Origin of the sequence: Ralstonia sp. NFACC01 (assembly GCF_900115545.1) — a bacterium.
GTDB lineage: Bacteria > Pseudomonadota > Gammaproteobacteria > Burkholderiales > Burkholderiaceae > Ralstonia > Ralstonia mojiangensis.
In genome coordinates this window covers 540,791-563,911 of record NZ_FOWV01000002.1, presented here as the reverse complement: position 1 = coordinate 563,911, position 23,121 = coordinate 540,791, and the positions used below count along the sequence as shown (strand labels likewise).

Sequence of the window (23,121 nt, the reverse complement as noted above, 5' to 3'; positions counted from 1 at the left end):
ACGGGCCGCCATTCGAAGGTAGCTGCTGTGTAACTCCATGCGTTGACGGCGCACAACGAACCGGCGTTTAGAGCGCCAATCGGCGGCCCTCACGTCAATGGCGGCCGTGATGCGCCCCGATGGAGCGAAAAATCGTGTTCCCGGTCTTCACGGCCTACGCGGATGGCGTCTCTCTCGTCGACGAAGAATGCGTTGGGCACGGTGAGCGCCAAGTCGTAGCCTGTGTCTGCGCACGGCTCCGAGCCCCGGAACTCCAACTGGACGCACAGCCATTCGCCCACCCGCCGGCGAATCTCTTCCCGTCTCGGATGGTTCAATCGGCAGTACGCCTTCGCCTCGGCCAAGCTGAAATGCACTGCCAACGTACATTCCTGCCGATTGCCACGGAGTGTCGACATCGTCCACTTCGCTGCGACGTCGTAGCCGCCGCAATTGGTACGAGCAGAGCTGACGAGCGCGCCTCTGGGTAGCGCATGGGACACAGAGGACTCCAGTTCCCAAAGGGTGGCGGCGACCACCTCGTCCGGTTGATGTTCAAGCATGACGTTTCCCCGTTTTAGCCTATTGGATGGCTCTTTCTAATAGGCTTCACGGTACGCCGATGCTGGCCTTCGCTGGCTGATACAGATCAACTTCTGAACTGCCCCGAGGCTGCCGACCGTCCCTTTTTCCCGCCATTGAAGACATGGCAAACCGCCGCCGCGGGCCGCGAAGCTAACTGCACCGCACCCACCGATCACCAGACCGGGCATGCCGGCTGCTTCCGCCACGGGAGCGCAACGGAGGCCACGCATGCATCACGCATTACGAGTGACAGAGCGAACAGCAGGGGGTTGGCTGTTCTTCCTGGTATCGACGACTGGCAGCGCGCTTTCGCTCGCACAGCCCGCTGCCCCGCATCCGGCATCGCCAGACGCCGTACCAGCGGCTCAACCTAAGACGGCAAAACACTCCTTGTCACGGTATCCGGACACCATGCCGGCATCTGCGCCAAAATCGTCTGACCCACTGGCTACGGACACGCCCGTAGGATCGCGCGAGCCTGGCGGCAGCCATGATCCTTCGGGCACCAATGCCGCAGCAGGCCCCGGCGGCCCGGCCGACATGCGCGGCGAGCCCGTGCGCAAGCAGCCATTGCGTTAACGCTGGCGCAGGCGTCAGATAAGGGCAACCAATGAGAGCGAACGATGACCAGCGCGGCAGACCTGATCGTGACAACGCCCAGCGGCCTGTACTGCCCGGCAGGCGACTTCTACATTGACCCATGGCGACCGGTTGACCGTGCCGTCATCACGCACGCTCACAGTGACCATGCCCGCGTCGGGCACCAGCATTATCTGGCTGCCGCTCCGGGGGCGGGCGTGCTGCGCGCGCGGCTGGGGGCCGACATCCCCCTGCAGACGCTGCCATACGGTGAATCCATCGTCCATCACGGGGTCCGGTTGAGCTTTCATCCGGCGGGGCATGTACTGGGGTCTGCGCAGGTGCGGCTGGAATATGGCGGTGACGTGTGGGTCGTGTCCGGCGACTACAAGGTCGAGGCGGACAGCACCTGCACACCGTTCGAGCCCGTGCGATGCAATACCTTCATCACCGAATCCACTTTCGGACTGCCGATCTACCACTGGCGCCCGCAGACCGAGATCTTTGCGCAGCTCAACGCTTGGTGGCGCGGCAATGCCGAGGCGGGCCGCGCAAGCGTTGTGTTCTGCTACGCGTTCGGCAAGGCACAGCGCATTCTCTCGGGGCTCGATACCGGCATTGGGCCGATTGTTTCGCACGGCGCCATGCTGCAGTTAGACGCCGCCTATCGGCACGCGGGCGTTGCGCTCCCACCCACGCAAGTTGTGACCGATGTGCCGCGTGCAGACTTGCGACGCGCGCTCGTGCTGGCCCCGCCGTCCGCACAACGCACGCCGTGGATGCGCCGTTTTGGTGACTATGCCGATGCGTTTGCCAGCGGCTGGATGCAGCTTCGCGGGGCGCGTCGGCGGCGCGGCGTCGATCGCGGCATCGTGCTGTCAGATCATGCCGACTGGCCCGGCTTGCTACAGGCCATTGACGCCACAGGTGCCACGCGTGTCTATGTCACGCACGGGCAAGTGGCCCCGATGGTGCGCTGGCTGTGCGAGCGTGGCCTGGATGCGCGCGCCTTCGCCACCGAGTATGGCGACGACGGCGAAGAAGGCGATGCAGCCGAAGCACGCGACACGTCCGCGCCAGTGGATCAGCCCGCGCCATGAGAACCTTTGCCGATCTGTACGCGCAGCTCGACGCCACCACGTCGAACAACGGCAAGCTGGCCGCACTGGTGGCATATCTGCGCACCGCGCCCGATGCCGACGCCGCCTGGGCGGTCTACTTCCTGGCCGGGGGCAAGCCGCGCCAGCTGGTGCCGGTGCGCGTGCTCGCCAGCTTTGCGCAGACCACCTCCGGCTTGCCGGATTGGCTGTTTGAGGAGTGCTACCAAGCTGTGGGCGACTTGGCTGAGACCATCGCCCTCGTCCTGCCCAATGCGGATCACGCAGACGACGCCACCCTGGCCGAGTGGATGGAAACGCGTTTGCTGCCGTTGCGCGGTCAGCCGCCCGAGCTGGTACTGCCTCGCCTTGCGGAACTGTGCCGAGGCCTTCCGCTGCAAGCGCGGCTGGTGTTGATGAAGTTGATGACCGGCGCGTTTCGCGTGGGGGTGTCAAAACTGCTGGTCACGCGCGCGCTGGCGGAGGTGGGCGGCACCGACCCCAAGCACGTCGCGCAACGGCTGATGGGCTATACCGACATCGGGCAGGCGCCCACAGCCGAGCGTTATCGGGCGCTGCTGGCCGATGCCAGCGTCGACGGCCACGCGCTCGATACCGGCCACCCGTATCCGTTCTTTCTCGCGCATCCGCTGCAGGCCGAAGTGGACGCTTTCGACACCCTGCTCGGCGCGCCTGCTGAATGGCAAATCGAATGGAAGTGGGATGGCATTCGCGCGCAACTCGTGCGCCGGGCCGACAGCGCATGGCTGTGGTCGCGCGGCGAGGAACTCATCACCGATCGTTTTCCCGAGCTGTCCGCCATGGCGGAGGTGCTGCCGCCGGGCACCGTGCTCGATGGCGAGATCGTGGTGTGGCAAGCAGGCCGCGTCCAGCCGTTTGCGCTGCTTCAGCAACGCATCGGCCGCAAAACGCTGAACGCGCGCGTGCTGCGAGAGGCGCCAGCCGTGCTGCTGGCGTATGACCTGCTCGAATGGCAAGGGCAGGATTTGCGCGAGCGCACGCAAAGCGAACGGCGCGCGCAACTCGAACGTGTGATTGCCGAATGCATCCATCCGGCGCTGGAGCTGTCTCCGCTGCTTCAAGGCGACGACTGGCAGCATCTTGCGCACCAGCGCGAGGCCTCGCGCGAGCTGGGCGTTGAAGGGCTGATGCTCAAGCGGCGCGACGCACGCTACGGCGTGGGGCGCACCAAGGATGTGGGCGTGTGGTGGAAGTGGAAGATCGATCCGTTCTCGGTCGATGCCGTCCTGATCTATGCGCAGCGTGGCCACGGCCGGCGCGCGAGCCTGTACACCGACTACACCTTCGCCGTATGGGATGCACCGCCCGACGTGCCGGAGCGCAAGCTGGTGCCCTTTGCCAAGGCGTACTCCGGCCTGAACGACGCAGAGATCCGCCAGGTCGACGCGTTGATCCGCAAAACCACGGTGGAGAGCTTCGGCCCCGTGCGCAGCGTAGCGCCCACCCTGGTGTTCGAACTCGGCTTTGAAGGCATTGCACGCAGCGCGCGCCACAAGAGCGGCATCGCGGTGCGGTTTCCGCGTATGCTGCGCTGGCGCCACGACAAGCCCGTTGCCGAAGCCGATACCCTGCAGACGCTGGAAAGCCTGCTGCCGCCGTCATGAACGAAGCCGCGCTGCCCGATCTTGATGCATGGTTTGCCGCGCGCGGCTGGGAGCCAATGCCGTTCCAGCGCGCCGTGTGGTCGGCCATGGCACGCGGCGAATCAGGCCTGCTGCACGCCACCACGGGTGCGGGGAAAACCTATGCGGTCTGGCTCGGTGCGCTGCAACGGTTGGCGCAAGTGCGCGGGCGCGGCGGCGCGCCGCCGTTGTCGGTGCTGTGGCTTACTCCCATGCGCGCGCTGGCGGCCGACACCACGCGCGCATTGACCGACGCCGCACAGGCATTGGCGCCGCACTGGACCCTCGGGCAGCGCACCGGCGACACCGGCAATGCCGAGCGCGCCGCGCAATCGCGCCGTTTGCCCACCGCCCTGGTGACAACGCCCGAAAGCCTGTCGTTGCTGCTCGCGCGCGCCGATGCGCGTGAAGCCCTGGGCTCTGTGCGCGTGGTCGTCGTCGACGAATGGCACGAACTGGTGGGCAACAAACGCGGCGTGCAGGTGCAGTTGGCGCTGGCACGGCTGCGCACGTGGTCACCGGGGCTGGTCGTGTGGGGCCTCTCAGCCACGCTGGGCAACCTGCCGGAAGCCATGGACGCGCTGGGCGATGCGACGACGCCCACCGCCGGCACGCTGGTGCAAGGCCACCTGCCCAAGCGCCTGGAGATCGATACGCTGCTCCCCGATGGCGTAGGCCGGTTTCCGTGGGCCGGGCATCTGGGCATGGCGATGCTGCCGCATGTGCTGGAAGAACTGGAAAGTGCCACCACCGCGCTGGTGTTTCTCAACACGCGCTCGCAAGCGGAGCTGTGGTATCAGGCCGTCATCAACGCGCGGCCGGAATGGGCCGGGCTGATTGCGTTGCATCACGGTTCGCTGGACCGCTCAACGCGCGACTGGGTCGAGACCGGGCTCAAGCAAGGCATGCTCAAGGCGGTGTTCTGTACATCAAGCCTGGATTTGGGCGTCGATTTTCTGCCGGTGGAACGCGTATTGCAGATCGGCTCGCCCAAGGGCGTGGCGCGGCTCTTGCAGCGTGCAGGGCGATCGGGCCACGCGCCGGGCCGGCCTTCTCGCGTGACGGTGGTGCCCACGCATAGCCTTGAGCTCGTGGAAGGCGCGGCCGCACGCGCAGCCGCCGTGTCGGGCCACGTGGAAGCCCGCACCTCGCCGCACAAGCCGCTCGATGTGCTTGTCCAGCATCTGGTGACGGTGGCACTGGGCGGCGGCTTCGTGCCCGACGCGCTGTTGCAGGAAGTGCGCCGCGCATGGGCCTACCGGGATTTGCGCGACGACGAATGGCAATGGGCGCTCGACTTCGTGCGGCAGGGCGGCCACTCGCTCACCGCATATCCCGACTACCACCGCGTCACGCCAGATGAACACGGCATCTGGCGCGTGCCCGATGCACGGCTCGCACGGCGGCACCGCATGAGCATCGGCACCATCGTCAGCGATGCAACGATGACCGTGCGCTGGTGGCGCGCAGCCGGCGGCGGTGCCCTGGGCTCGATTGAGGAAGGGTTCATTGCCAGGCTTCGCCCCGGCGACAACTTCCTGTTTGCTGGCCGCCTGCTGGAGCTGGTGCGCGTGCAGGACATGACGGCCTATGTGCGGCGTGCCACCGGCAAACGCGCTGCCGTGCCACGCTGGAACGGCGGTCGCATGCCACTTTCTACCGAGCTGGCGCACGCGGTGGTCGCGCAGCTTGATGCGGCGGCACATGCGCGGTTCGACAGCCCCGAAATGGAAGCCGCACGTCCGCTGCTGGAGCTGCAAGGGCGCTGGTCTGCATTGCCAACCACGGCAACGCTGGTGGCCGAGACCCTGCACTCCCGCGAGGGCTGGCATCTGTTTCTCTACCCGTTTGCCGGGCGGCATGCGCACCTGGGGCTGGCAAGCTTGCTGGGCTGGCGCGCAGCCAATCGCACGCCGGCCACGTTCTCCCTGGCGTTCAACGACTACGGCCTCGAACTCCTGTCGGCCACGCCTATCGACTGGCCCGCGCTGCTTGCCAGCGGCGAACTCTTTGCCACGCACACGCTCATGCAGGATGTGCTGGCCAGCCTCAACGCCGGAGAACTGGCGCAACGCCGCTTTCGCGAGATCGCACGCGTATCGGGGCTGGTGTTCCAGGGCTACCCCGGCGCACACAAGAGCGCGCGCCAGTTGCAGGCGTCGTCCGGCTTGTTCTATGAAGTGTTCCGGCGCCACGACCCCGGCAACCTGCTGCTCTCGCAAGCAGAAACGGAAGTGCTGCGCCAGGAGCTGGACCTGGACCGCATTGAATCCGCCCTCATCCGCATGCGTGGTTTGCGGCTAGAACTGTGCGCGCTGACCCGGCCTTCGCCGTTCGGCTTTCCGTTGATGGTGGAGCGTTTTCGCGAGCAGCTCTCGACCGAGAAACTCGCCGATCGGATCGCCCGCATGCTGGCCGAAGCTGAGCGCGCGGCAGGCCCCGAGCCGACCGATCCGGATGCTGCAACAAGGCCGGTGATCGATGCAGACGTGCAGGCCGCCTTGCGCCTGACCGAGTCGCCCGACGCCGCAGGCAAGTCCAGCCGCCGCACCCGCCGGCCTCGCAAGATATCGAAACCGCTGCCACTGCTATGACCTCCGCCCAAGACCTCGTCATCCAGTGCGCGGGCGAGACCGTCTGGCTGCTGCCCGAACGCGCGCTCTGGTGGCCCGCGCAACGCATGCTGATGGTGGCCGATGCGCACTTCGGCAAGGCGGCGACGTTCCGCGCGCGCGGCGTTCCGGTGCCTGCCGGAAGCACCGTCCAGGCCATTGCCCGGTTGGATGCCATGCTGGATCGGCTGCCCGTCGAACATATCGCGTGGCTGGGCGACCTGCTGCACGCACGCGAGGCGCACGCGGCCATCGACGCGCTCGCCGCCTGGCGCACCCGACACGCAGAGGTAGCCTGCACGCTGATCCGCGGCAACCACGACCGCCATGCGGGCGACCCGCCTGCGGCCCTGCGATTCAACGTGGTGGAAGAACCGTGGGCAATCGGCCCCTTCGCGCTATGCCATGAGCCGCAGGTGGTGCCCGATCGCTACGTCATCGCGGGCCACGTGCACCCAGGCATTGTCATCAGCGGACGCGGAAAAGACCGGCTCCGGCTGCCGTGCTTCCGCTTCGGGCAACGCGGAGCGCTGCTACCCGCATTCGGCGAGTTCACAGGGTTGTGGACGGCACCCGTTGCGCCGGGCGAAGCGCTCTATGGAGTGATTGACGACCGCGTCTGGCCGCTTCAGCCGTAGGCCCATCGCTTAGAGCACCGAGCTCAAGGCCGCTCATGCGTGAGCAGCAGGCGAGCCTGTTCCATGCCGTCGCGAATGGCCTCGCCTTCGGTATGCCAGCCGCGCCACGTCTGGGATATTTCCCGGATTTGGAACTGGCGCTCACCGTTTACAACAGAGATGCGCGGCACCCAGACGCCTTGTGCGTCTTGCTCCGCGCTGACAGTGACGGTATGGCCGGCACACTCGAACCGCACCTCGCCTTCGTGCGTTGCATCGCTCGCCATCATCGCCTTCCGTTCAAGAAGGGGGGCGACGGGTTGAGTCCTGGGTACATCGACGCGAGAGGTTGCGCGCCCGCCTCGAACACCCCGGCGGGCAAGCCGCGGGCGAGGGAATACATGGCAATCACGGCAAGAGTGAGCGCCGCGATCGCAAGCAGTTCTTGCATATGCATGAGCGTCTCCATGTCTGTTCGAGCTTGAAACAGCCAGTGCCTGGCGTAGACGCAATGTCCAGGCCCGAGCGGCGCAGCACCCGGGCCTGGGTGCGGTCGTTACGTGGACGTTACGCCTTCGCTTCACCAAGCTCCGCGCCGGTAGTCGGATCGACAGCCGGATCCGACGCCAGGCGCGTCTTCATGGCCTCAAGCGCTTCCAGTTCGGCGTCGGTCAGGTTGACTGATGCGTTGCCGTCCCCGCCGTCGACGGGCACGGGTGGGTCCGAGACCAGCTCGAGGCCCGTGCCGCTATTCCACGGCGCCTGCACGATGGGGCCACCGCGCGACATCTTGAAATACGCGTCGCTGAACTCAGGCACCGGTGGCCGCTTGCCCGGGGGGAAGTTGCCGTTGATGGCATACAGCGCTTTCTCGAACGACTTCTGGTGCGACACTTCGCGCGTCATGAGAAAGCCCAGCGCGTCGCGCACACCGGGGTCATCGCTCACATTGATCAGCCGTTCATAGATGATCTTGGCGCGTGCTTCGGCCGCAATGTTCGAGCGCAAGTCTGCCGTCGGCTCGCCCAGCGAATCGATGTAGGCCGCCGTCCACGGAACGCCCGCCGAGTTCGTCAACGACGGGCCGCCGCCGTAAAGCACCTGCGTCACATGGCTGTCGTTACCGGCGCCATTGAGCTTGCGATACAGCTCCGCCTGCTCATCCACTGCTTCCGCCAATTCCCCCTTGGCGCCGCGATTGAGCATGGCGACGATGGTGCCGATGATCTCCAGGTGACTCAGCTCCTCCGTCGCGATGTCGTAGAGCATGTCCTTGCGGCCTGCATCTTCTTCGGCGACGGCTTGCGTGAAGTAGCGCATGGCGGCAGCAAGCTCGCCTTGCGGGCCACCGAACTGCTCCAGCAGCAGGTTGGCCAAGCCGGGATTGGTTTCGCTGACCCGAACGGTGTACTGCAATCGCTTGTTGTGCATGAACATGGGGGTTCTCCGGGAATGGGTGAGCGCCTTCATGGCGCCACCCTCCTCCGCAACACCCGTTCCATCGCACGCCGCACGCCTGCCCTGCGAGCGATCAGGTACGAGCGTTGCGGAGGGGGCCTGCGCCATCCATTCCGGAGATTCCATGGACGACAGTCTCGCGCTTGAAAACGACACCTCCTCTGCATCGCGATGCGTCGTTGCCCACGCGCGCGAAGCGTTGGAAGGCCGGCGACGTGGTTGGCGCACGTTCATCCCGTTTGTCGGGCCGGCCGTGGTGGTTTCGGTGGCGTATACCGATCCGGGCAACATCGCCACCGGCATTGAAGCCGGTGCGCGATACGGGTATCAGTTGCTCTGGGTCGTGCTCGCATCCAGCCTGGTGGCGATGCTGTTCCAGATGCTCTCAGCACGGGTGGGCATTGTGACGGGCCAGAATCTCGCGCAGCTCTGTCGCACGCATCTGCCCGCGCCGGCCGGGATTGGCATGTGGCTGATCGCCGAGCTTGCGGCCATGGCGACCGACCTTGCGGAGTTCGTGGGTGCCGCCGTGGGCATCGCGCTCCTGACAGGAATGCCGTTGCTGCACGCCATGGTCGTCGCCGGTGTGCTGACCTATCTGCTGCTGACGCTGCAGGCGCGCGGGTTCCGCCATATCGAGCTGATGATTGGCGCGCTGGTGGCCGTGATCGGTATCTCTTACATCATCCAAGTGTGGATCTTGCCCGTTTCGTGGGCGGCCGCGCTCCGGCAGACCCTGGTGCCTACTGCGCTGCCGCCCGACGCGTTCATGTTGGCGGCAGGCATTGTCGGGGCGACGGTGATGCCTCACGCGCTCTTTCTGCACTCGGGTCTGGTCAATGCGCGTGTGCGCCCGCGCAGCGCATCGGAGACGTCGCAACTGCTTCGGTATTCCAACCGCGAGGTGGTGGCCGCGCTGGCCGCTGCCGGCTGCATCAACCTAGCCATGGTGATGGTGTCAGCGGGCGCGTTTCACGGCACACATGTAGAGGTGGCCGGCATTGAGGATGCCTACGTCACGTTGGCGCCGCTGTTCGGGGCATCGGCCGGGCTGGTGTTTCTGGTTGGACTGATCGCCTCCGGGTTGTCCAGCTCGGTGGTTGGCACACTGGCGGGGCAGATGGTGCTGCAGGGTTTCCTGCGTGTGCGTTTGCCGGTCTGGATGCGCCGGCTGATCACCATGGTGCCTGCGTTCATCGTCATCGGGGCGGGTATGGATGTCACACGCGCCCTTGTTCTCAGCCAGGTCATTCTGAGCATGGTGGTGCCGTTTCCCATGGCGGCACTGATCTGGTTGGCGCGCCGGCCCGATTTGATGGGACAGCACGCCGCAAGTCAGTGCCTGATTGTGCTGGCCACGGTGGGGGCCGTGCTGGTGGCCGGGTTGAACGGTGCACTTCTCGTCCATCTCGCCGCGTAGCAATGTGCGACGGCGTTCATTGTTGGGGGTATCACGCATGCGCCGCGCGCACTGCCGCCGCTGCAATGAAATCCGACAGCGAGACGTGGCCGCGCACAATGTCACCCGACTTGTCGAAACCCTCGTCCAGGCTTACGGCCGTCATCCGTGTATAGGCGCGGGCAGCTTCATCGGAGAAACCGAGCCCCTTGTAGATGGCCTCCCAGCGGTCTCGCGGCGCAACTTCAACCGCTACCTCGCAACCGAGCGTGCGCGACATCGCCTGCGCAACATCCCGCGGTGTGTAGCGCTGCGGGCCTTCCACGTAGCGCACGGCCACGTCGTCAAGCGGTGTCAGAAGCCGCGCCGCTGCCGCCTCGCCAAGGTCGACCGGTGCCACCATCGGCATGGGCATGTCGGCGGGATACATGCTCGGCAGCTTGCCTGTTTGCGCAACCATCTCCAGCAAGCCGGCCCAGTTGGTCATGTAGTAGGCGCCACGATTGATTGCGGCCGGGATTGGCTGGCGACGCAAGCCCTCCTCCAACTCCCACAGCGTGGTCAGATCGCCGATGCCCTGCCCGGGCCGCGCGCCATAGGTTGACGCGGCCACCACTTTCTCCAGCCCTGAATCCTCCAGCGCGGCGAGAATGTTGGCGATCGTCCGGCGCTCCGTCGCGTCGGTGTCGCCGGCAACATCCGCAGGTGGGTTAAGCAGAAATGCGCGCTGCCCGCGCCGGAATGCCGCCCTTAGCGAATCGACGTCCTCCACGTCGGCCATCGCAACCGATGCGCCTTTGTCGCGCCAGCGCCCCGCGCGTTCCGGCCGCCGGGTCAGGATCGTCACGTCTTCTCCGCTTGCCAGCAGCGTTTCTGCAACTGCGGCCCCCACATGTCCGGTTGCACCCATCACTACATACATCGCGCCTCCTCCTTGATGTCTGGGCTGCGCACCTGCGCAGCCGAGCGCCATCCGCAATCGTTGATTGACTCACGATGGCCTGGAAGCGTTGATAGCAGCGTTTGTGCCCGTAGATGGATGCGGCGCAGCAGATCAGCCGGCCCAGGCGCGACAGTGTTCGAGATACTGGCGTTCGTGCAACCCAAGCAGGTCGACGATCGAAGACCAGAGCCAGAACGGCGCATTGATGGATCGGCCGTGACGCGCCTTCAACTCGCGGTGCCACGCCATCGCGACATCCCTAGGCATCTGGCTGCCATGTGCAAGGCCGACGATGTTCCCCAGGTAGGCGGCCAATACCGTGGCGTCCTTGTGCTCCAGCTTGTCGACAGACAACTTGAGATCTTGCGGTTGCAGCTCACGCATGAAAAAGCTGCTGCCCAGCATGCGCCCCCATGCCATTCGGTTTCCGAGGTCGGGAGAGAGACACCGCGCGCCGGTGACCACGCGCTCGCCGTTGATCCGGGGCATCTCGCCCGCAGAGGCACTGGGTGCAGCGGCCTTCCCCGCTTCCTTGACGTCAATCAGCCGATACCGCGGCCCGCGATCCTGGTCGACCGCAAGCAAGACGGCATAGCGCCGCTGCCCAAGTGAGCTGCACCCTTTGACCCAGTACGCCGCGTCCACAATGCGGACAGAGGCTTCGCCGGGCATTTCGTAAAGACATGCCACCAGGGCAACCACCCCGCGCTGGCTCACGAGTTGTTTCAGTTCGCGCTGTTCTTCTCGTGAGAGGGGCCAGAAATGACGCCCCAGAGGAATGGAGGGGGACGCGCCATCGAGCCGCTCCTGGGCCAGCTGCTTCCAGGTGCGCGCAGTCGCCGCCTTCATGGCAGTGCGCACGGATGCGGGGCGCGGCGGCAGGTGCACCGCAGCATCCGGATGGATGCCGTGCAAGTAGCCCGACATCAGCGCTTCCACCATTCGTGCGGTCACGATGCCCGGGAGGTCCGAACCGCGAGCGGCCGTCGCCAGCGACACGCCAAGCCGAATCAGGTCGTGCGCAGGATTGCCAAGCACCGTCTGATCCAGATCCCGGATTTGTATGCGCGTGGCGCCGGAGGCGTCGCCAATAGGGCCGAGATTACCCACATGGCAATCGCCGCAAATCCAGATGACGGGCCCCTCCGGGAAAGCGTGAGGCTGCACCTCGCTCAGCCACTCATAAAACTTCACGGTGCTGCCGCGAACGTACGCATGGGTCGAGCGCGTCATCTTGGATTGACGTAGCCGGGCTAGCACGGGCGCGCGATTTTCGGGGCTCACCACGCTCCGCGACGATTTTGGTTGGGCCATGCTTGTGCCGACTTGGAGTGTCTCAACTGGTTGATAAACGACCAAACCGCATGCAATAAGCGTTCCCTGGCCCCCAAACAGGCTAGATAACGCCTCCACGGTGCTGAACCTTTGCTATGCTTGCTCGAAGCGCGCTGTACAGCGCTGCTTCCATTGAATGGTCAACTTTACTCAACCATCTATTCTCACTATGGCCACCAAAACCAAGACCGCTGCCAAGACCGCTGCAAAGAAGGCCTCGCCGGCTAAGAAGGCCGCTCCGGCTAAGAAGCCTGCCGCAACGACGCCGACCCTCAAGCCTTTGAAGGACACGTTCACCAAGGCGAGCCTGGTGAGCCATCTGGCTGAACAAGCTGCCGTCGACGCCAAGGCGGTGAAGGCGGTGCTGCTCCATCTGGAGAACACCATCGTGGCTTCGCTGCACAAGAAGGGCGCCGGTGAATTCACGCTGCCCGGCCTCTTCAAGGTGACGTCGGTCAAGGTTCCGGCAACCAAGCGCCGCTTCGGCAAGAACCCCTTTACCGGCGTCGACCAGTGGTTCGAAGCCAAACCGGCAACTGTGCGTGTCAAGGTCCGTGCCCTGAAGAAGGTCAAGGACGCAGCGGTCAACAGCTAATAGCCGCCGCAAAGAAAAAGGGAGCCTCGGCTCCCTTTTTTGCGTGCCTGCCGGTCAAAAAGAACCGGCGGTGATATCCATGTCACATTGCCGACTGATGGATCGCTGGAATTCCTAGCGCGCCTTGCCCCGCGCCTTTCCGCCACTGCGAGCAGCCTCGTGGCCACCGGCGGCCCCATCCCCGCTCATGCGTTCCAGCCAGGAAAGCGCATCGACATACGACAAAAATTGCCGCAGATAATCGGGGGAGACCTCGCGCATCAATAGCAGTGACCGATGCACAAGACTGCTCGAATTCAGCGGACCGGCATTCACCGGCACCTTATCCAAGGCGTCGCGCAGCTGTTTCTCGGCGCTCACGCGGGACCACGTGTCCCGCAGGTCTTCAAGAATCTTCAGCTCCGGCAATGCTTGCAGATGACGTACGGAACCACCTTCTGCAATGCAGCCGACATTCGTGCGTTCACGGCTGGCAATGTCTCGCAGTAGTTCGGCCAACGCGCTACCGGAAGGCGCGTCTGCGTCGGTCGCATCGGACGTCGCCGGCGCGCGGTCAACGTCTTCTGCATAAGCCGCGATCAGCGTGCCCAGCCGCGCTTCGAGCATGCGTCGCGCCTCGCCGGTTTGATTGGCTGTGCGTCGATGCAGCGCCTCAATAAAGCGAAAGCGCACGCGGTTCAGCCGATCCGCGCCGGTTGCGCGCCAACCGTCGAGCGTGGCCTGCGTAGACAAATCAATGTGGCTCACGGCGTCCACCGTTGGAAGCGGCCTGCCTTGGAACCGGCGCGATCTCCACACGCCGGTTCTTCGCACGGCCGACGTCGTCCGCATTGGAACTCACTGGCTGCTGCGAGCCAAACGCTGCCGCAAACACACTGGACGCGGGAATGCCTTCGTCAATCAGGGCGCGCGTGACGGTCAAGGCGCGCTTGGCGGACAGCTCCCAGTTATCTGCAAACAGGCGGTTGCCGGCACGCACCTGCTGGTCGTCAGAGAACCCGCTCACCATCAGGATCTCTTCACGCGACGTGAGATACGCGGCCAGCGGCCCTGCCAGGCTCTTCATCAGCGCGCGGCCCTCGGGTTGCAACTGATCGGAATTGATCGCGAACAGCACATTGCCATTGATGCCGATGCGCCCGTTGACGAGCGTCACGCGCCCCGCCGCCAGCGGGCCAGCAAGCGCCTGCTCCAGCGTCTTGCGGCGCTGCGCCTCGGCCTCGCGCTGCTTGACCTCGCTCTCCAGCTTGGACGACAGCTCCAGCTGCACGCCGATCACGCCCACCAGAATCAGCACGAACGCGCCCAGCAACACCGACATCAGGTCGCCAAACGCGGCCCAGACTGGCGCTGTGTCGTCGATGCCACCGTCAATCTCGTCGCTCATGCCGCGTCAGCCCCGGCCAGTGCGCGCTGGTCACCCAACCGTTGCAGGTCTTCCAGGATCTGTTTTTGGGACAGCATGCTCAGGTCGATCACCTCGCGCGCCTGCGCCACGTAGTAGGCAAGCTGCTCGTCGCTGCGCGTGAGCGACTTGTCGAGCGCGGTTTCAATGCGCTGCAGCTGGGCTGCAAGCTTGTCGTTCGACTCGCCGAACAGCTGCACGGCCGCACCAAAGGCCTCGCCCAGGCTCGCCACCTCGATCGCGCTGCCAGTTACCTGGGCGGCCACCGCGCCGAGCTTGCCGGTCTCGGCTTCCACCCGATCGGTAAATCGCACGCCCACGCGCTCGAGCAGATCCGCCGACGTTGCCACCAGCGCATCCACCGCCGTGCGCTGCTCGGTCGATGCATGGTTGACGGCGTCGAGCAGCGTTTCCAGCGTGCCCAGCAGGCGCGCACGCTCGTCCAGCATGGCGGTATCGCGCACCATGCTGTCGGACAGCTTCTGGCGCAGCTCGGCCACCACTTCGGCCGCAGCCTTGGGCGCTTCCGATGCGGCCTGCACCAGGCGAGAAATCTCGCTGATCGTGTTGTTGGCGTGCGCCTGCGTTTGCGCAGAAATGTCGCGCGCGGTTTGCGCGAGCGCATCGCAAATCTGTTGCTGACGGCTCGCGGTATCGGTGCCTGTTTTCTCCCACGCCTCGCTCAGCTTGGCGGCCATCGTGCCGAGTGCATCAGTCCAGGCCGCCAGACGTTGCGCGTCTCGCGCTTCCAGCGCGGCTTGCAGCGTGGCATGCGACTGGCGCGACGCATCCTGCTGCGAAGCGATATCGCGCGCGGTCTGCGCCAGCGCATTGCAGATGTCTTGCTGACGATTTGCCGTATCGGCGCCCGCTTTCTCCCACGCCTGGCTCAGCTTTTCGCCCGTGGCGCTGAGCGCCTCGGTCCAGGCCGCGAGACGTTGCGCGTCTCGTGCTTCCAACGCAGCTTGCAGCGCCGTATGCGACTGGCGCGACGCGTCTTGCAACGATACGGCGTGCTGCTCGAACGTGGCGGCGGCGGCCTCCAGCGCGCGCTGGTTCTGAGCGGCCACTTCGGCGTGCGCGTGTTCCTGGCGGGCAAGCGCATCGCGCCAGGCAGCGGACAAGCCGCCTGCTGTGGCATCAAGGCGCTCGGCAACGCCGTCAAGCAACCGCGCCGAGCGTTGCTCGAATGTTTCAGCAAACCGGTCGAGCGAGGTGCCGACTTGGCCAACCAGGGCTTCGCTGGAACGTTGATGCGCCGACAAGGCGTTGTTCCAAATGCCGGAAACCGTCTCGGCCGTGGCTTCAAAACGGGTCGACAGGCCGTCGAGCTGACGCTGCACCGCATGGGTTACCGTCTCCTGCAGCGCAGCCGATTCACGCGCGAGCCCAGCCATCGTCGTTTCCACCACAGGCTGCAGCGCGGCGTTGGCAACGCGTGCGCTCTCCGCTGCGCTGTCCTTCAACGACTGACCCACCGAAGAAGCAAGCTGGCTGTAGGCAGCTTCCGTCTTGTCGAGAAATGCCTGCTGGGCGGCGATCTGCCTCTCGCTGCTGGCCGCGCCCTGCTGCTCCAGCGACACCATCATCGCCTGCAGCCGGTCCACCAATGCGGGCATAACATCGGCTTGCCGCTGCAGAAGCTTGAATGTCTCTTCACGCTGATGCGCGTGCGAATAGATGCGCAGCGTGGTCGCGATCTTTGCGTCGAGCGCCTGGACTGCCTGCAACCGCTCGCGCCGGCACAGCGCCGAGAGCAACCCCAGCATGGCGGACGTCGCCACACCGGCAATCGAGGTCCCGAACGAGAACCCCAACCCCTTGATCGGGGCGGCAAGCGATGCGCGGATCGCCTGCAAGTCCGTCGCGCTCTCCAGCGCCGCGCCTGTGCCCTTGAGCGTTACCACCATGCCGAGCAGCGTGCCCAGCATGCCGAGCAGCACCAGCAGGCCCACCAGATACGGCGTCAACGCGGGCGCAGGCAGTGCCACACGTTCGCCTTCCACACGCAGGCGCACGGCGTTGCGCAGGCCGGGGTGCAGTTGTTCCAGCCAAGCGGACAGCTTGGGCGGCGGCTCGGTAAGCCCCGCAACGGCCTGCGTAACGGTGTTCGTGGCTTGGCGATAGCGGCGCAGTTCCAAGGCGCCGGCCACGTAGGCAGCACCAATCACGAGCGTGACGGCCAGCGCCAGCAGATTTCCGCCAACGAGGTAGCCGATGGCAATCCACCCCAAGGCCGCCAGCCCGACAGAGAAAACGATGAGATTCAGGTGAAGTCTGGACATGAATGGTGTCTGTCCCGCTTAGCGGGGGCCAAGGGCTGCAAGCAACCCGTCGACCGGTTGAAAACGAACATCGAGCTCGGCCAGGAGGACGCTCTGCATATCCTTGCGGAACGCGTCCAGCCAGGCGCGGGATGTGGATTGGGTGGCCTGGCCCTCTGCGGGCAACTCGGCCTGCCGCTGCTGCTCGGCCGCGCGCAGGCGCTCGAAGTACGGCCCAAGCATCGACGGAATGGTCCCCAGCAACGAACGTTCGCGGCCTGCGAGCGCCTGCTCCATGCTGGCGTCCAATACCGCAAGTCGCGCGAGGTCGGGCGTCCTGGCAGCCAGCAGGCGTCGCAGGCGGCCACGCAGGTCGCCAATTTCCAGCTCCATCGTCTGCTGCATCAGCACGTAGCGCTGCCGAAAGTCGGCATAGTCGACCACTAGCGGCGCCGAGGGGCTCTGGATCGGCGCGCGTGGGCCCGTCCTGGCTTCAGGCGCACAGCTGGACGCGATGGATTTCGCCAACGCTGCCCGAACACGGCCCCCGATCGTCTCTGCGTCCGGACCGGCCGCCAGCGTGCTGGAGGCAATGGCGGGCGGCGCCGCGCTTAGTGCCGATGAAAGCGTGATGGCATCCGTCCAGCTGAGCCATTGGCTCAACTGATCTGAAAGGGGCTGCGCGGATGCGGAAACGTCGACGTCCGTCAGGCGAGCAAGAATGCGGATCAGCGCAGGGCCGCTGAGCGCCCTGCGTTGCTGGACGTGCGCCATGCTACGAGTGCCGAAAAAAGGCTGGAGTTTACACTGCCTGCCGGGTCGGACCTGCGTCTTCGAGTGGCAAAAGAATCACTTCCCAAGAAGAATCAAGGCGATCAATCGGCTCGCCTGCGATATAGGGCTGCATCCTCCAGTGCATAGCGGGGCATTGGGCCTTTAATGGCGAGGGTCTTCGCCGAAACAGAGTCACTCCAGCGCTGCCGCGGAGGGCATCCGGGTCGCCCATCCGCATTTGTGCGATCAGGCCGACAGCGGTATTGTGTCGCCCACTACCGCACCCTCCCCGCTTTCCTGCCATTTCCCCGTGACCGATCACCCCACCCTTACCTGGACCGACGACCGCCCAGACGCCAGCAACGACGCCGTCCATACCGTCCTCTGGCGCTCCGAAGCCGGCAACGCGCCGCCCAAGCGCGTGGTCGTTGCGGACGATCGCACCACCGCCGATGCGGCCTACCGCCTCGCCTGCGAAGGCACGGCATTGCTTTGGCAGGGCGATTTCCAGAACGCGCGCCAACTGCTGCAGGCCATGTCCCGCCGCACTGATCGCAAACCCGGCAAGACGCGCAAGGAAGCCACCTCGGCCATCAATGCGTTCAACCTGCACCGACAGGCGCAATCGCAGCGCGCCCGCACGCTCGGCATGCTGCTGATCCCGCTGGATGCGGACTACGGCATCCCGCTGCGCCGCGCGCCCGACATGCGCGAAGCCTGCACGGAAGCTTACGGCACGAGCCATGCCGCTTCCGTCGTTTCGCTGCGCGAGCTGCTTGGTTTGATCGGCGCGCATGAGTGGCGCAAGAAGGGGGTCGAGATTCCCGCGCTCGGTGGTGAGCGCATTCACCCGCACTACGGCGTGTTCTCGCCGGTGCGCGGCGAATACATCGATCTGGTGGCGAATGCGCCGTTGCCTTCGAAAACCCTGGCGTTCGATATCGGCACAGGCACGGGCGTGCTGGCAGCGGTGCTGGCCAAACGCGGCGTGAAGCACGTCATCGGCACCGATCAGGACCCGCGTGCGCTGGCCTGTGCGCGCGACAATCTGGCGCGTCTCGGTCTGCAAGCGCGGGTGGACGTTGTCGATGCAGATCTGTTTCCCGAAGGGCGTGCGCCGCTGATCGTGTGCAACCCGCCGTGGCTGCCGGCACGGCCCAGTTCGCCTATCGAGCGCGCCGTTTACGACCCCGACAGCCGCATGCTGCGCGGCTTTCTGGACGGGCTGGCAGCACACCTGGAGCCCAACGGCGAGGGCTGGTTGATCCTGTCGGACTTTGCCGAGCACCTGGGCCTGCGCACGCGCGATGCGCTACTGGCGATGATCGACGCGGCCGGCCTGCAGGTCGTGGGCCGTGAAGACATCAAGCCGAAGCACCCGAAGGCGAGCGATGAAAACGACCCGCTCTATCGGGCCCGCGTTGCCGAAGTGACGTCGTTGTGGCGCCTGAAGGCGCGCCAATAAACCGTTGAATCAGCGCGCCATAGTCGCCAAGTAGTCGAGAGCGCCCTGCCCCGCAGCGGCGCCGCTCGCAAAACACGCCGTCAGCAGATAGCCGCCCGTCGGCGCTTCCCAGTCGAGCATCTCGCCGGCGCAAAATACGCCCGGCAGACGCTCGATCATCAGCTTCGCATCCAACGCTTCAAACGCGACGCCGCCTGCGGTGCTGATCGCCTCGTCAATGGGGCGGGTGCGCGTGAGCCGTAACGGCAGCGCCTTGATGGCTTTGGCCAACTGGGCAAGATCGGCAAACGCGTCCTTGCTCAGGCACTCGCGCAGCAAGCCGAGCTTCACGCCCGTGATGTTCAGCTTGCTTTGCAGATGGCTCGACATTGAACGCGCGCCGCGCGGGCGCATCAGTTCATCCGTCACACGTTGCGCACTCCAGCCTGGCGCAAGGTCAAGCCAGATCGTCGCGCCACCCTCTGCGGCCAGCGCATCGCGAATGGGCGCCGACAACGCATAGACCAAGCTGCCTTCAATGCCGGTCTGCGTGACAACGAACTCGCCCTGGCGGAATTGCAGCGCCCCGTCAGCGCCCGACGGCAAGCCGATGGCGACCGACTTGACTGGCTGCCCCGAAAAGCGCTCCTGGAAATACGCGCTCCAATCGGCGTCGAACCCGCAGTTGGCGGGCTGCAATGGCTGCACCTGCACGCCGCGCGCCTCCAGCAACGGCACCCAGGCACCGTCGGAGCCCAGGCGCGGCCAACTGCCGCCGCCCATGGCAAGCACCACCGCATCGGCTTGCACCAGCCGTTCAACATCGGTGGTTTCAAAGCGCAGCACCTGCGCGCGGTCCGACGGTTCTGCCCACCCCACCCAGCGATGTCGCATATGCAACTGCACGCCCGTCTCGCGCAGCCGGTGCAGCCATGCGCGCAGCAAGGGCGCGGCCTTCATCTCAGTCGGAAAGACACGCCCCGAACTGCCGACAAACGTGTCGATGCCCAGCCCATGAATCCACGCGCGCAGCGCATCGGGGCTGAAGCGGCCAATGAACGGCGCCAGTGCCTCGCGCCGCGTGCGATAGCGGCCGAGAAATGCGTCGATCGGCTCCGAATGCGTGATATTCATCCCGCCGATGCCCGCCAGCAGGAACTTGCGCCCGGCCGAAGGCATGGCGTCGAACACCTCCACACGCACGCCGCTGCGCGACAGGACTTCAGCAGCCATGAGCCCGGCAGGGCCGGCGCCGATGACGGCAACGAGAGGGGCGTTGGATGTTTCGGACATGCGGGGAGGAACGGATCGAATCACGGGGGCAGACCAGCGGGGCGCTATTGTCACATCCCCACCGGGCGCGGGCAAACGAGGTCGCGCATGACGCCGCTTGGGGTGCGCTTGCCGTCGCCCACCCCGCTTTTCGGTAAACTGGCGCTCTCTTTTCCGTTTTTCTCCGCGCCGCCGCACCGGTCCCATTCCGTGCGACATGTCGCCCAGGCTGTCCTGACGATGTCCAACAAGACCCACGAAATCCGCCCCAACCAGTCGATCGAGCTGCTCAAGGAACTGCACATCCTGACGCGCGACGGCAAGATGAACCAGGACAGCCGCCGCAAGCTCAAGCAGGTCTATCACCTGTTCCAGTTCATCGAGCCGCTGATGGCTGACGTGCAACAAGCCAAGGGGCACGTCACGCTGGTCGACCACGGCGCAGGCAAGTCGTACCTCGGCTTCATCCTGTACGACCTGTTCTGCAAGGAACAGCCGGGCGATGGAACCTCGCACATTTACGGCATTGAAACGCGCGAAGAGCTGGTCACCAAATCGACCGAACTGGCCGCGCGGCTCGGCTTCAAGGGGATGTCGTTCCTGAACCTGTCGGTGGCGGAATCGATCACGTCTGACCGACTGCCGGCCACGATCGACATCGTCACTGCACTGCATGCGTGCAATACCGCCACAGACGACGCGATCCGCTTTGCGCTAGAAAAGCATGCGCAGTACATCGTGCTCGTACCGTGCTGCCAGGCGGAGGTGGCCGGCGTGCTGCGCAAGAACAAGGGCAAGTCGCTCGGCAATGCGCTCACGGAAATCTGGCGTCACCCGTTGCACACGCGCGAATTCGGCAGCCAGGTCACCAACGTGCTGCGCTGCCTGCAGCTTGAAGCGCACGGCTATCAGGTCAGCGTGACGGAACTCGTGGGGTGGGAGCACTCGATGAAGAACGAGTTGATCATTGCGCAGTACAAAGACCTGCCGCGCCGCCGCCCGACCGAGCGACTGAACGAGGTGATCAGCACGCTTGGGCTCGGGGAACTACACGAACGTTTTTTCGCGCCAACTGACCTCTGAAGCAGCAGCGCAGTCTGCCAGTGCGTCAGCGCCCGAGTCAGATCGCTCGGGCCACAGAATCTGTGCAGGGCGCGCACAGATCGCAGCGGTTACGTTGAACGTCCGCCTTCGTGCTGGACCCGCTTGTCTTCGTACATGGCGACATCGGCTTCACGTAGCGTTTCTTCCAGACGCCCACCCTCGTGGCAGGTGGCGCAGCCCATGGAAAACCCAAGCTCCGCGCCCGGATAGAACTGGTTGTTGAGTTCCACCAGCTTGCGCAGACTTTCCACCAGCGCTGCACCAGCCTGTGCGTCGGCGCCGGGCAGCAGCACGGCAAACTCGTCGCCGCCAATGCGCGCGGCGTGAGCAGGCTTGTCGACAGCCTTGCCGAGCACCTCGCCGGCGCGCCGCAGCAGCGCGTCGCCCGCGGCGTGGCCGAGCTGGTCATTCACGCGCTTCAAGTCGTTCAGGTCGATCATGATGACCGTGACCGGGAACGGGCCCTTGCGCTCCAGCCGGTTGATCTCGTCTACGTAGAACGAGCGGTTCTTCAGCTTGGTCAGCACGTCGTGCTTGCCGAGATATTCAAGATACGACTCGGCCTTCTTGCGCGCGGTGATGTCGGTCAGCGCCAGCAGCACCATGTCCCAATCCTTCTCGCGGCCCGGGAACACGGAGAACTGCAGGTGGATGTTCAGCGGGTTGCCATCGAGCCCGTAATTGACGACCTCGCGCTGCTGGAAAAGCTTGCCATCCCACAGGTCGATCAACTGCTCGCGAAAGTGGGAGCGCATGTCGTCGCGAAAGACTTCCGGCAAGCGGCCAAGCAAGTCGTTGCGGTTGCGCGCCTTGAACATCTCCAGCGTGAAGCCGTTGACGTCAAGCACCTGGATCTCCTGCATGCAGCGTTCGACAAACTCCGGGTGCACGTCGGTAAAGGTTCGGAAATCGGTGATGCCCTGCATGCGCACTTCGTCCAGCAGCATCTTGATGGTGCTGAAGTTTTCCACCCACAGCGACACTGGTGCATGCTCGAACACGCCGCGCGCATAGAGTTGGCTGGCCGCGGCACGGCGGCGGGCGTCTTCGAGTTCGGTGATGTCGTCCACGGCCACCAGCACGCGGTCCCACGGCTGATCGTGGTCGGGCAGGACCACGCCCTTGAGCAGGATGTCGAGACGGCGGCCGTCGAGCGTGTAGTTGACACTGCGACTCTCGAACGACGGCTCGCCGGACCAGAGCTGCACGAGTTCACCCACGTGGGCCTCGAGCATGTCGTCGCGCAGAACGTCTGCCAGCCGCGCGGTCAGGGTTTCGGCATCCGGGGCGGCGTACATGGACAGCGTGCGCCGGTTCACGCGCAGCACCTTGATGCAGGCGGAACACGCCGCCACGCGTGATACGTCCTCTTCCAGAAAGCGCTGCAGGTCGGTCACGCCGGCCGCCCGCCATTGGGCAAAGAGGCGGTGCAGATCGCTGTAGTCCTCCAGCCACAATGACGTGGGGGTGACATCGAAGAAGTCGATCAGGTTGACACCCACAGCCGCCGGGCTGCTGACGCTATCGGACGCGGATTGCATGAATCGCTCTACGGGAACAAAAACACTTCGCAAACGTTGCGAGCGTACCGGTTTTGTGTAAGACCGCGCACAGCGCCTCGCTCATCCGGAAGGATTACCCCCATGCAGACGATGCGCGGTCAGCTACTGCAGCGCAATACCTCGTCGAATGCCGGGAAAGTTCCCCCGCGGGATTTTCCGGCGCCGCGCCGTATTTAGTTTTTCTTTATCTGGCGTTGTAAAAATAGCCACTTCGATTTTTAAGATATTTTCACGAAGCGGGATATGCATTTCATTTTTTCAACGCGCTTTGCAGAAGTCGCCCGTTTCCCGGGAAGTCGCCCGCAGCTTTGCGGATGCGCATACCAAAAACTGCAAATTCCGCGACATGTTCCCTCGCACATGATTTAAAAAACTTCGTCTCGATTCGCAAGCCGTTTCCTCCAGAATCCGTGCATCCCGTGCGCGGGCTGTG

20 protein-coding genes are annotated in these 23,121 nt (G+C 64.9%); 8 read left to right on the top strand and 12 right to left on the bottom strand.

From position 1 onward, the window contains the following. Positions 1 to 89: 89 nt before the first annotated feature. A complete protein-coding gene (locus BM136_RS07230; protein ID WP_092971199.1) occupies positions 90 to 542 on the bottom strand; it encodes a hypothetical protein in 453 nt (150 codons plus the stop codon). 645 nt (positions 543 to 1,187) lie between these two features. Between BM136_RS07230 and BM136_RS07225 the strand changes: the two genes are divergently transcribed. The 4 genes from BM136_RS07225 to pdeM are packed head-to-tail and all read left to right on the top strand — an operon-like array spanning position 1,188 to position 7,154. Then, positions 1,188 to 2,243: a ligase-associated DNA damage response exonuclease gene (locus BM136_RS07225; RefSeq protein WP_092971198.1), complete on the top strand. Its 1,056-nt coding sequence runs from the start codon at positions 1,188 to 1,190 to the stop codon at positions 2,241 to 2,243. Continuing rightward, positions 2,240 to 3,886: an ATP-dependent DNA ligase gene (locus BM136_RS07220; RefSeq protein WP_092971197.1), complete on the top strand. Its 1,647-nt coding sequence runs from the start codon at positions 2,240 to 2,242 to the stop codon at positions 3,884 to 3,886. The genes BM136_RS07225 and BM136_RS07220 overlap by 4 nt, the downstream gene beginning before the upstream one ends. Continuing rightward, positions 3,883 to 6,498, top strand: coding sequence for a ligase-associated DNA damage response DEXH box helicase (locus tag BM136_RS07215; protein WP_092971196.1), 2,616 nt, complete (start codon positions 3,883 to 3,885; stop codon positions 6,496 to 6,498). The genes BM136_RS07220 and BM136_RS07215 overlap by 4 nt, the downstream gene beginning before the upstream one ends. Further along, positions 6,495 to 7,154 carry a ligase-associated DNA damage response endonuclease PdeM gene (gene pdeM, locus BM136_RS07210; RefSeq protein ID WP_092971195.1) on the top strand — a complete coding sequence of 220 codons (660 nt, stop codon included), beginning with the start codon at positions 6,495 to 6,497 and terminating at the stop codon, positions 7,152 to 7,154. The genes BM136_RS07215 and pdeM overlap by 4 nt, the downstream gene beginning before the upstream one ends. A 23-nt stretch (positions 7,155 to 7,177) precedes the next feature. Here pdeM and BM136_RS07205 read toward each other — a convergent pair whose 3' ends face one another. From BM136_RS07205 to BM136_RS07200, 3 genes are all read right to left on the bottom strand, one after another. Further along, positions 7,178 to 7,423, bottom strand: coding sequence for a DUF6566 family protein (locus tag BM136_RS07205; protein ID WP_139219355.1), 246 nt, complete (start codon positions 7,421 to 7,423; stop codon positions 7,178 to 7,180). Then, positions 7,420 to 7,590 (bottom strand): hypothetical protein, encoded by a 171-nt coding sequence (locus BM136_RS25370; RefSeq protein ID WP_175537097.1) that lies wholly within the window; start codon positions 7,588 to 7,590, stop codon positions 7,420 to 7,422. Before BM136_RS25370 ends, BM136_RS07205 begins: the two co-directional genes overlap by 4 nt. A 110-nt stretch (positions 7,591 to 7,700) precedes the next feature. After that, the gene (locus BM136_RS07200; protein WP_092971193.1) at positions 7,701 to 8,570 is read right to left on the bottom strand and encodes a manganese catalase family protein; all 870 of its coding nucleotides are present in this window, start codon (positions 8,568 to 8,570) and stop codon (positions 7,701 to 7,703) included. Between the two features lie 145 nt (positions 8,571 to 8,715). Here BM136_RS07200 and BM136_RS07195 point away from each other — a divergent pair, with 145 nt between their 5' ends. Further along, positions 8,716 to 10,011 (top strand): Nramp family divalent metal transporter, encoded by a 1,296-nt coding sequence (locus BM136_RS07195; protein WP_092971192.1) that lies wholly within the window; start codon positions 8,716 to 8,718, stop codon positions 10,009 to 10,011. A gap of 31 nt (positions 10,012 to 10,042) precedes the next feature. On the opposite strand, the gene BM136_RS07190 is transcribed toward BM136_RS07195, so the two are convergent. Both BM136_RS07190 and BM136_RS07185 read right to left on the bottom strand, forming a co-directional pair. Beyond that, entirely contained in the window at positions 10,043 to 10,900 is an 858-nt protein-coding gene (locus BM136_RS07190) for an NmrA family NAD(P)-binding protein (protein WP_254775644.1), read from the bottom strand. A 144-nt stretch (positions 10,901 to 11,044) separates the two neighbouring features. Beyond that, the gene (locus BM136_RS07185; protein WP_092971190.1) at positions 11,045 to 12,247 is read right to left on the bottom strand and encodes a DUF2252 family protein; all 1,203 of its coding nucleotides are present in this window, start codon (positions 12,245 to 12,247) and stop codon (positions 11,045 to 11,047) included. A 190-nt stretch (positions 12,248 to 12,437) separates the two neighbouring features. Between BM136_RS07185 and BM136_RS07180 the strand changes: the two genes are divergently transcribed. Continuing rightward, the gene (locus BM136_RS07180) at positions 12,438 to 12,863 is read left to right on the top strand and encodes an HU family DNA-binding protein (protein WP_004631552.1); all 426 of its coding nucleotides are present in this window, start codon (positions 12,438 to 12,440) and stop codon (positions 12,861 to 12,863) included. Between the two features lie 114 nt (positions 12,864 to 12,977). On the opposite strand, the gene BM136_RS07175 is transcribed toward BM136_RS07180, so the two are convergent. Genes BM136_RS07175 through BM136_RS07160 form a run of 4 tightly spaced genes read right to left on the bottom strand, consistent with a single transcriptional unit; the run spans position 12,978 to position 17,306 of the window. Further along, positions 12,978 to 13,619 (bottom strand): DUF2894 domain-containing protein, encoded by a 642-nt coding sequence (locus BM136_RS07175; RefSeq protein ID WP_254775643.1) that lies wholly within the window; start codon positions 13,617 to 13,619, stop codon positions 12,978 to 12,980. Continuing rightward, entirely contained in the window at positions 13,597 to 14,250 is a 654-nt protein-coding gene (locus BM136_RS07170) for an OmpA family protein (RefSeq protein WP_092971188.1), read from the bottom strand. The genes BM136_RS07175 and BM136_RS07170 overlap by 23 nt, the downstream gene beginning before the upstream one ends. Continuing rightward, a complete protein-coding gene (locus BM136_RS07165) occupies positions 14,247 to 16,553 on the bottom strand; it encodes a DUF802 domain-containing protein (protein WP_092971187.1) in 2,307 nt (768 codons plus the stop codon). Before BM136_RS07165 ends, BM136_RS07170 begins: the two co-directional genes overlap by 4 nt. An 18-nt stretch (positions 16,554 to 16,571) precedes the next feature. After that, positions 16,572 to 17,306, bottom strand: a complete 735-nt coding sequence (locus BM136_RS07160; protein WP_092971186.1) for a DUF3348 domain-containing protein — start codon at positions 17,304 to 17,306, stop codon at positions 16,572 to 16,574. A 310-nt stretch (positions 17,307 to 17,616) separates the two neighbouring features. Between BM136_RS07160 and BM136_RS07155 the strand changes: the two genes are divergently transcribed. Further along, positions 17,617 to 18,771, top strand: coding sequence for a methyltransferase (locus BM136_RS07155; protein ID WP_092971185.1), 1,155 nt, complete (start codon positions 17,617 to 17,619; stop codon positions 18,769 to 18,771). A 9-nt stretch (positions 18,772 to 18,780) separates the two neighbouring features. Here BM136_RS07155 and BM136_RS07150 read toward each other — a convergent pair whose 3' ends face one another. Then, positions 18,781 to 20,043: a TIGR03862 family flavoprotein gene (locus tag BM136_RS07150; RefSeq protein WP_092971184.1), complete on the bottom strand. Its 1,263-nt coding sequence runs from the start codon at positions 20,041 to 20,043 to the stop codon at positions 18,781 to 18,783. Between the two features lie 219 nt (positions 20,044 to 20,262). Between BM136_RS07150 and BM136_RS07145 the strand changes: the two genes are divergently transcribed. After that, positions 20,263 to 21,105: a class I SAM-dependent methyltransferase gene (locus BM136_RS07145; protein ID WP_092971183.1), complete on the top strand. Its 843-nt coding sequence runs from the start codon at positions 20,263 to 20,265 to the stop codon at positions 21,103 to 21,105. 89 nt (positions 21,106 to 21,194) lie between these two features. On the opposite strand, the gene BM136_RS07140 is transcribed toward BM136_RS07145, so the two are convergent. Continuing rightward, positions 21,195 to 22,667 (bottom strand): sensor domain-containing diguanylate cyclase, encoded by a 1,473-nt coding sequence (locus tag BM136_RS07140; protein WP_092971182.1) that lies wholly within the window; start codon positions 22,665 to 22,667, stop codon positions 21,195 to 21,197. Between the last annotated feature and the right edge of the window lie 454 nt (positions 22,668 to 23,121).

Bases quoted from the DNA above. Each gene is read 5' to 3' on its own strand.
- BM136_RS07230 (WP_092971199.1), bottom strand. From the start codon at position 542: ATGCTTGAACATCAACCGGACGAGGTGGTCGCCGCCACCCTTTGGGAA.
- BM136_RS07225 (WP_092971198.1), top strand. From the start codon at position 1,188: ATGACCAGCGCGGCAGACCTGATCGTGACAACGCCCAGCGGCCTGTAC.
- BM136_RS07140 (WP_092971182.1), bottom strand. From the start codon at position 22,667: ATGCAATCCGCGTCCGATAGCGTCAGCAGCCCGGCGGCTGTGGGTGTC.
- BM136_RS07170 (WP_092971188.1), bottom strand. From the start codon at position 14,250: ATGAGCGACGAGATTGACGGTGGCATCGACGACACAGCGCCAGTCTGG.
- BM136_RS07205 (WP_139219355.1), bottom strand. From the start codon at position 7,423: ATGATGGCGAGCGATGCAACGCACGAAGGCGAGGTGCGGTTCGAGTGT.
- BM136_RS07165 (WP_092971187.1), bottom strand. From the start codon at position 16,553: ATGTCCAGACTTCACCTGAATCTCATCGTTTTCTCTGTCGGGCTGGCG.
- BM136_RS07190 (WP_254775644.1), bottom strand. From the start codon at position 10,900: ATGGGTGCAACCGGACATGTGGGGGCCGCAGTTGCAGAAACGCTGCTG.
- BM136_RS07195 (WP_092971192.1), top strand. From the start codon at position 8,716: ATGGACGACAGTCTCGCGCTTGAAAACGACACCTCCTCTGCATCGCGA.
- pdeM (WP_092971195.1), top strand. From the start codon at position 6,495: ATGACCTCCGCCCAAGACCTCGTCATCCAGTGCGCGGGCGAGACCGTC.
- BM136_RS07220 (WP_092971197.1), top strand. From the start codon at position 2,240: ATGAGAACCTTTGCCGATCTGTACGCGCAGCTCGACGCCACCACGTCG.
- BM136_RS07215 (WP_092971196.1), top strand. From the start codon at position 3,883: ATGAACGAAGCCGCGCTGCCCGATCTTGATGCATGGTTTGCCGCGCGC.
- BM136_RS07145 (WP_092971183.1), top strand. From the start codon at position 20,263: ATGTCCAACAAGACCCACGAAATCCGCCCCAACCAGTCGATCGAGCTG.
- BM136_RS25370 (WP_175537097.1), bottom strand. From the start codon at position 7,590: ATGCATATGCAAGAACTGCTTGCGATCGCGGCGCTCACTCTTGCCGTG.
- BM136_RS07185 (WP_092971190.1), bottom strand. From the start codon at position 12,247: ATGGCCCAACCAAAATCGTCGCGGAGCGTGGTGAGCCCCGAAAATCGC.
- BM136_RS07150 (WP_092971184.1), bottom strand. From the start codon at position 20,043: ATGTCCGAAACATCCAACGCCCCTCTCGTTGCCGTCATCGGCGCCGGC.
- BM136_RS07180 (WP_004631552.1), top strand. From the start codon at position 12,438: ATGGCCACCAAAACCAAGACCGCTGCCAAGACCGCTGCAAAGAAGGCC.
- BM136_RS07160 (WP_092971186.1), bottom strand. From the start codon at position 17,306: ATGGCGCACGTCCAGCAACGCAGGGCGCTCAGCGGCCCTGCGCTGATC.
- BM136_RS07200 (WP_092971193.1), bottom strand. From the start codon at position 8,570: ATGTTCATGCACAACAAGCGATTGCAGTACACCGTTCGGGTCAGCGAA.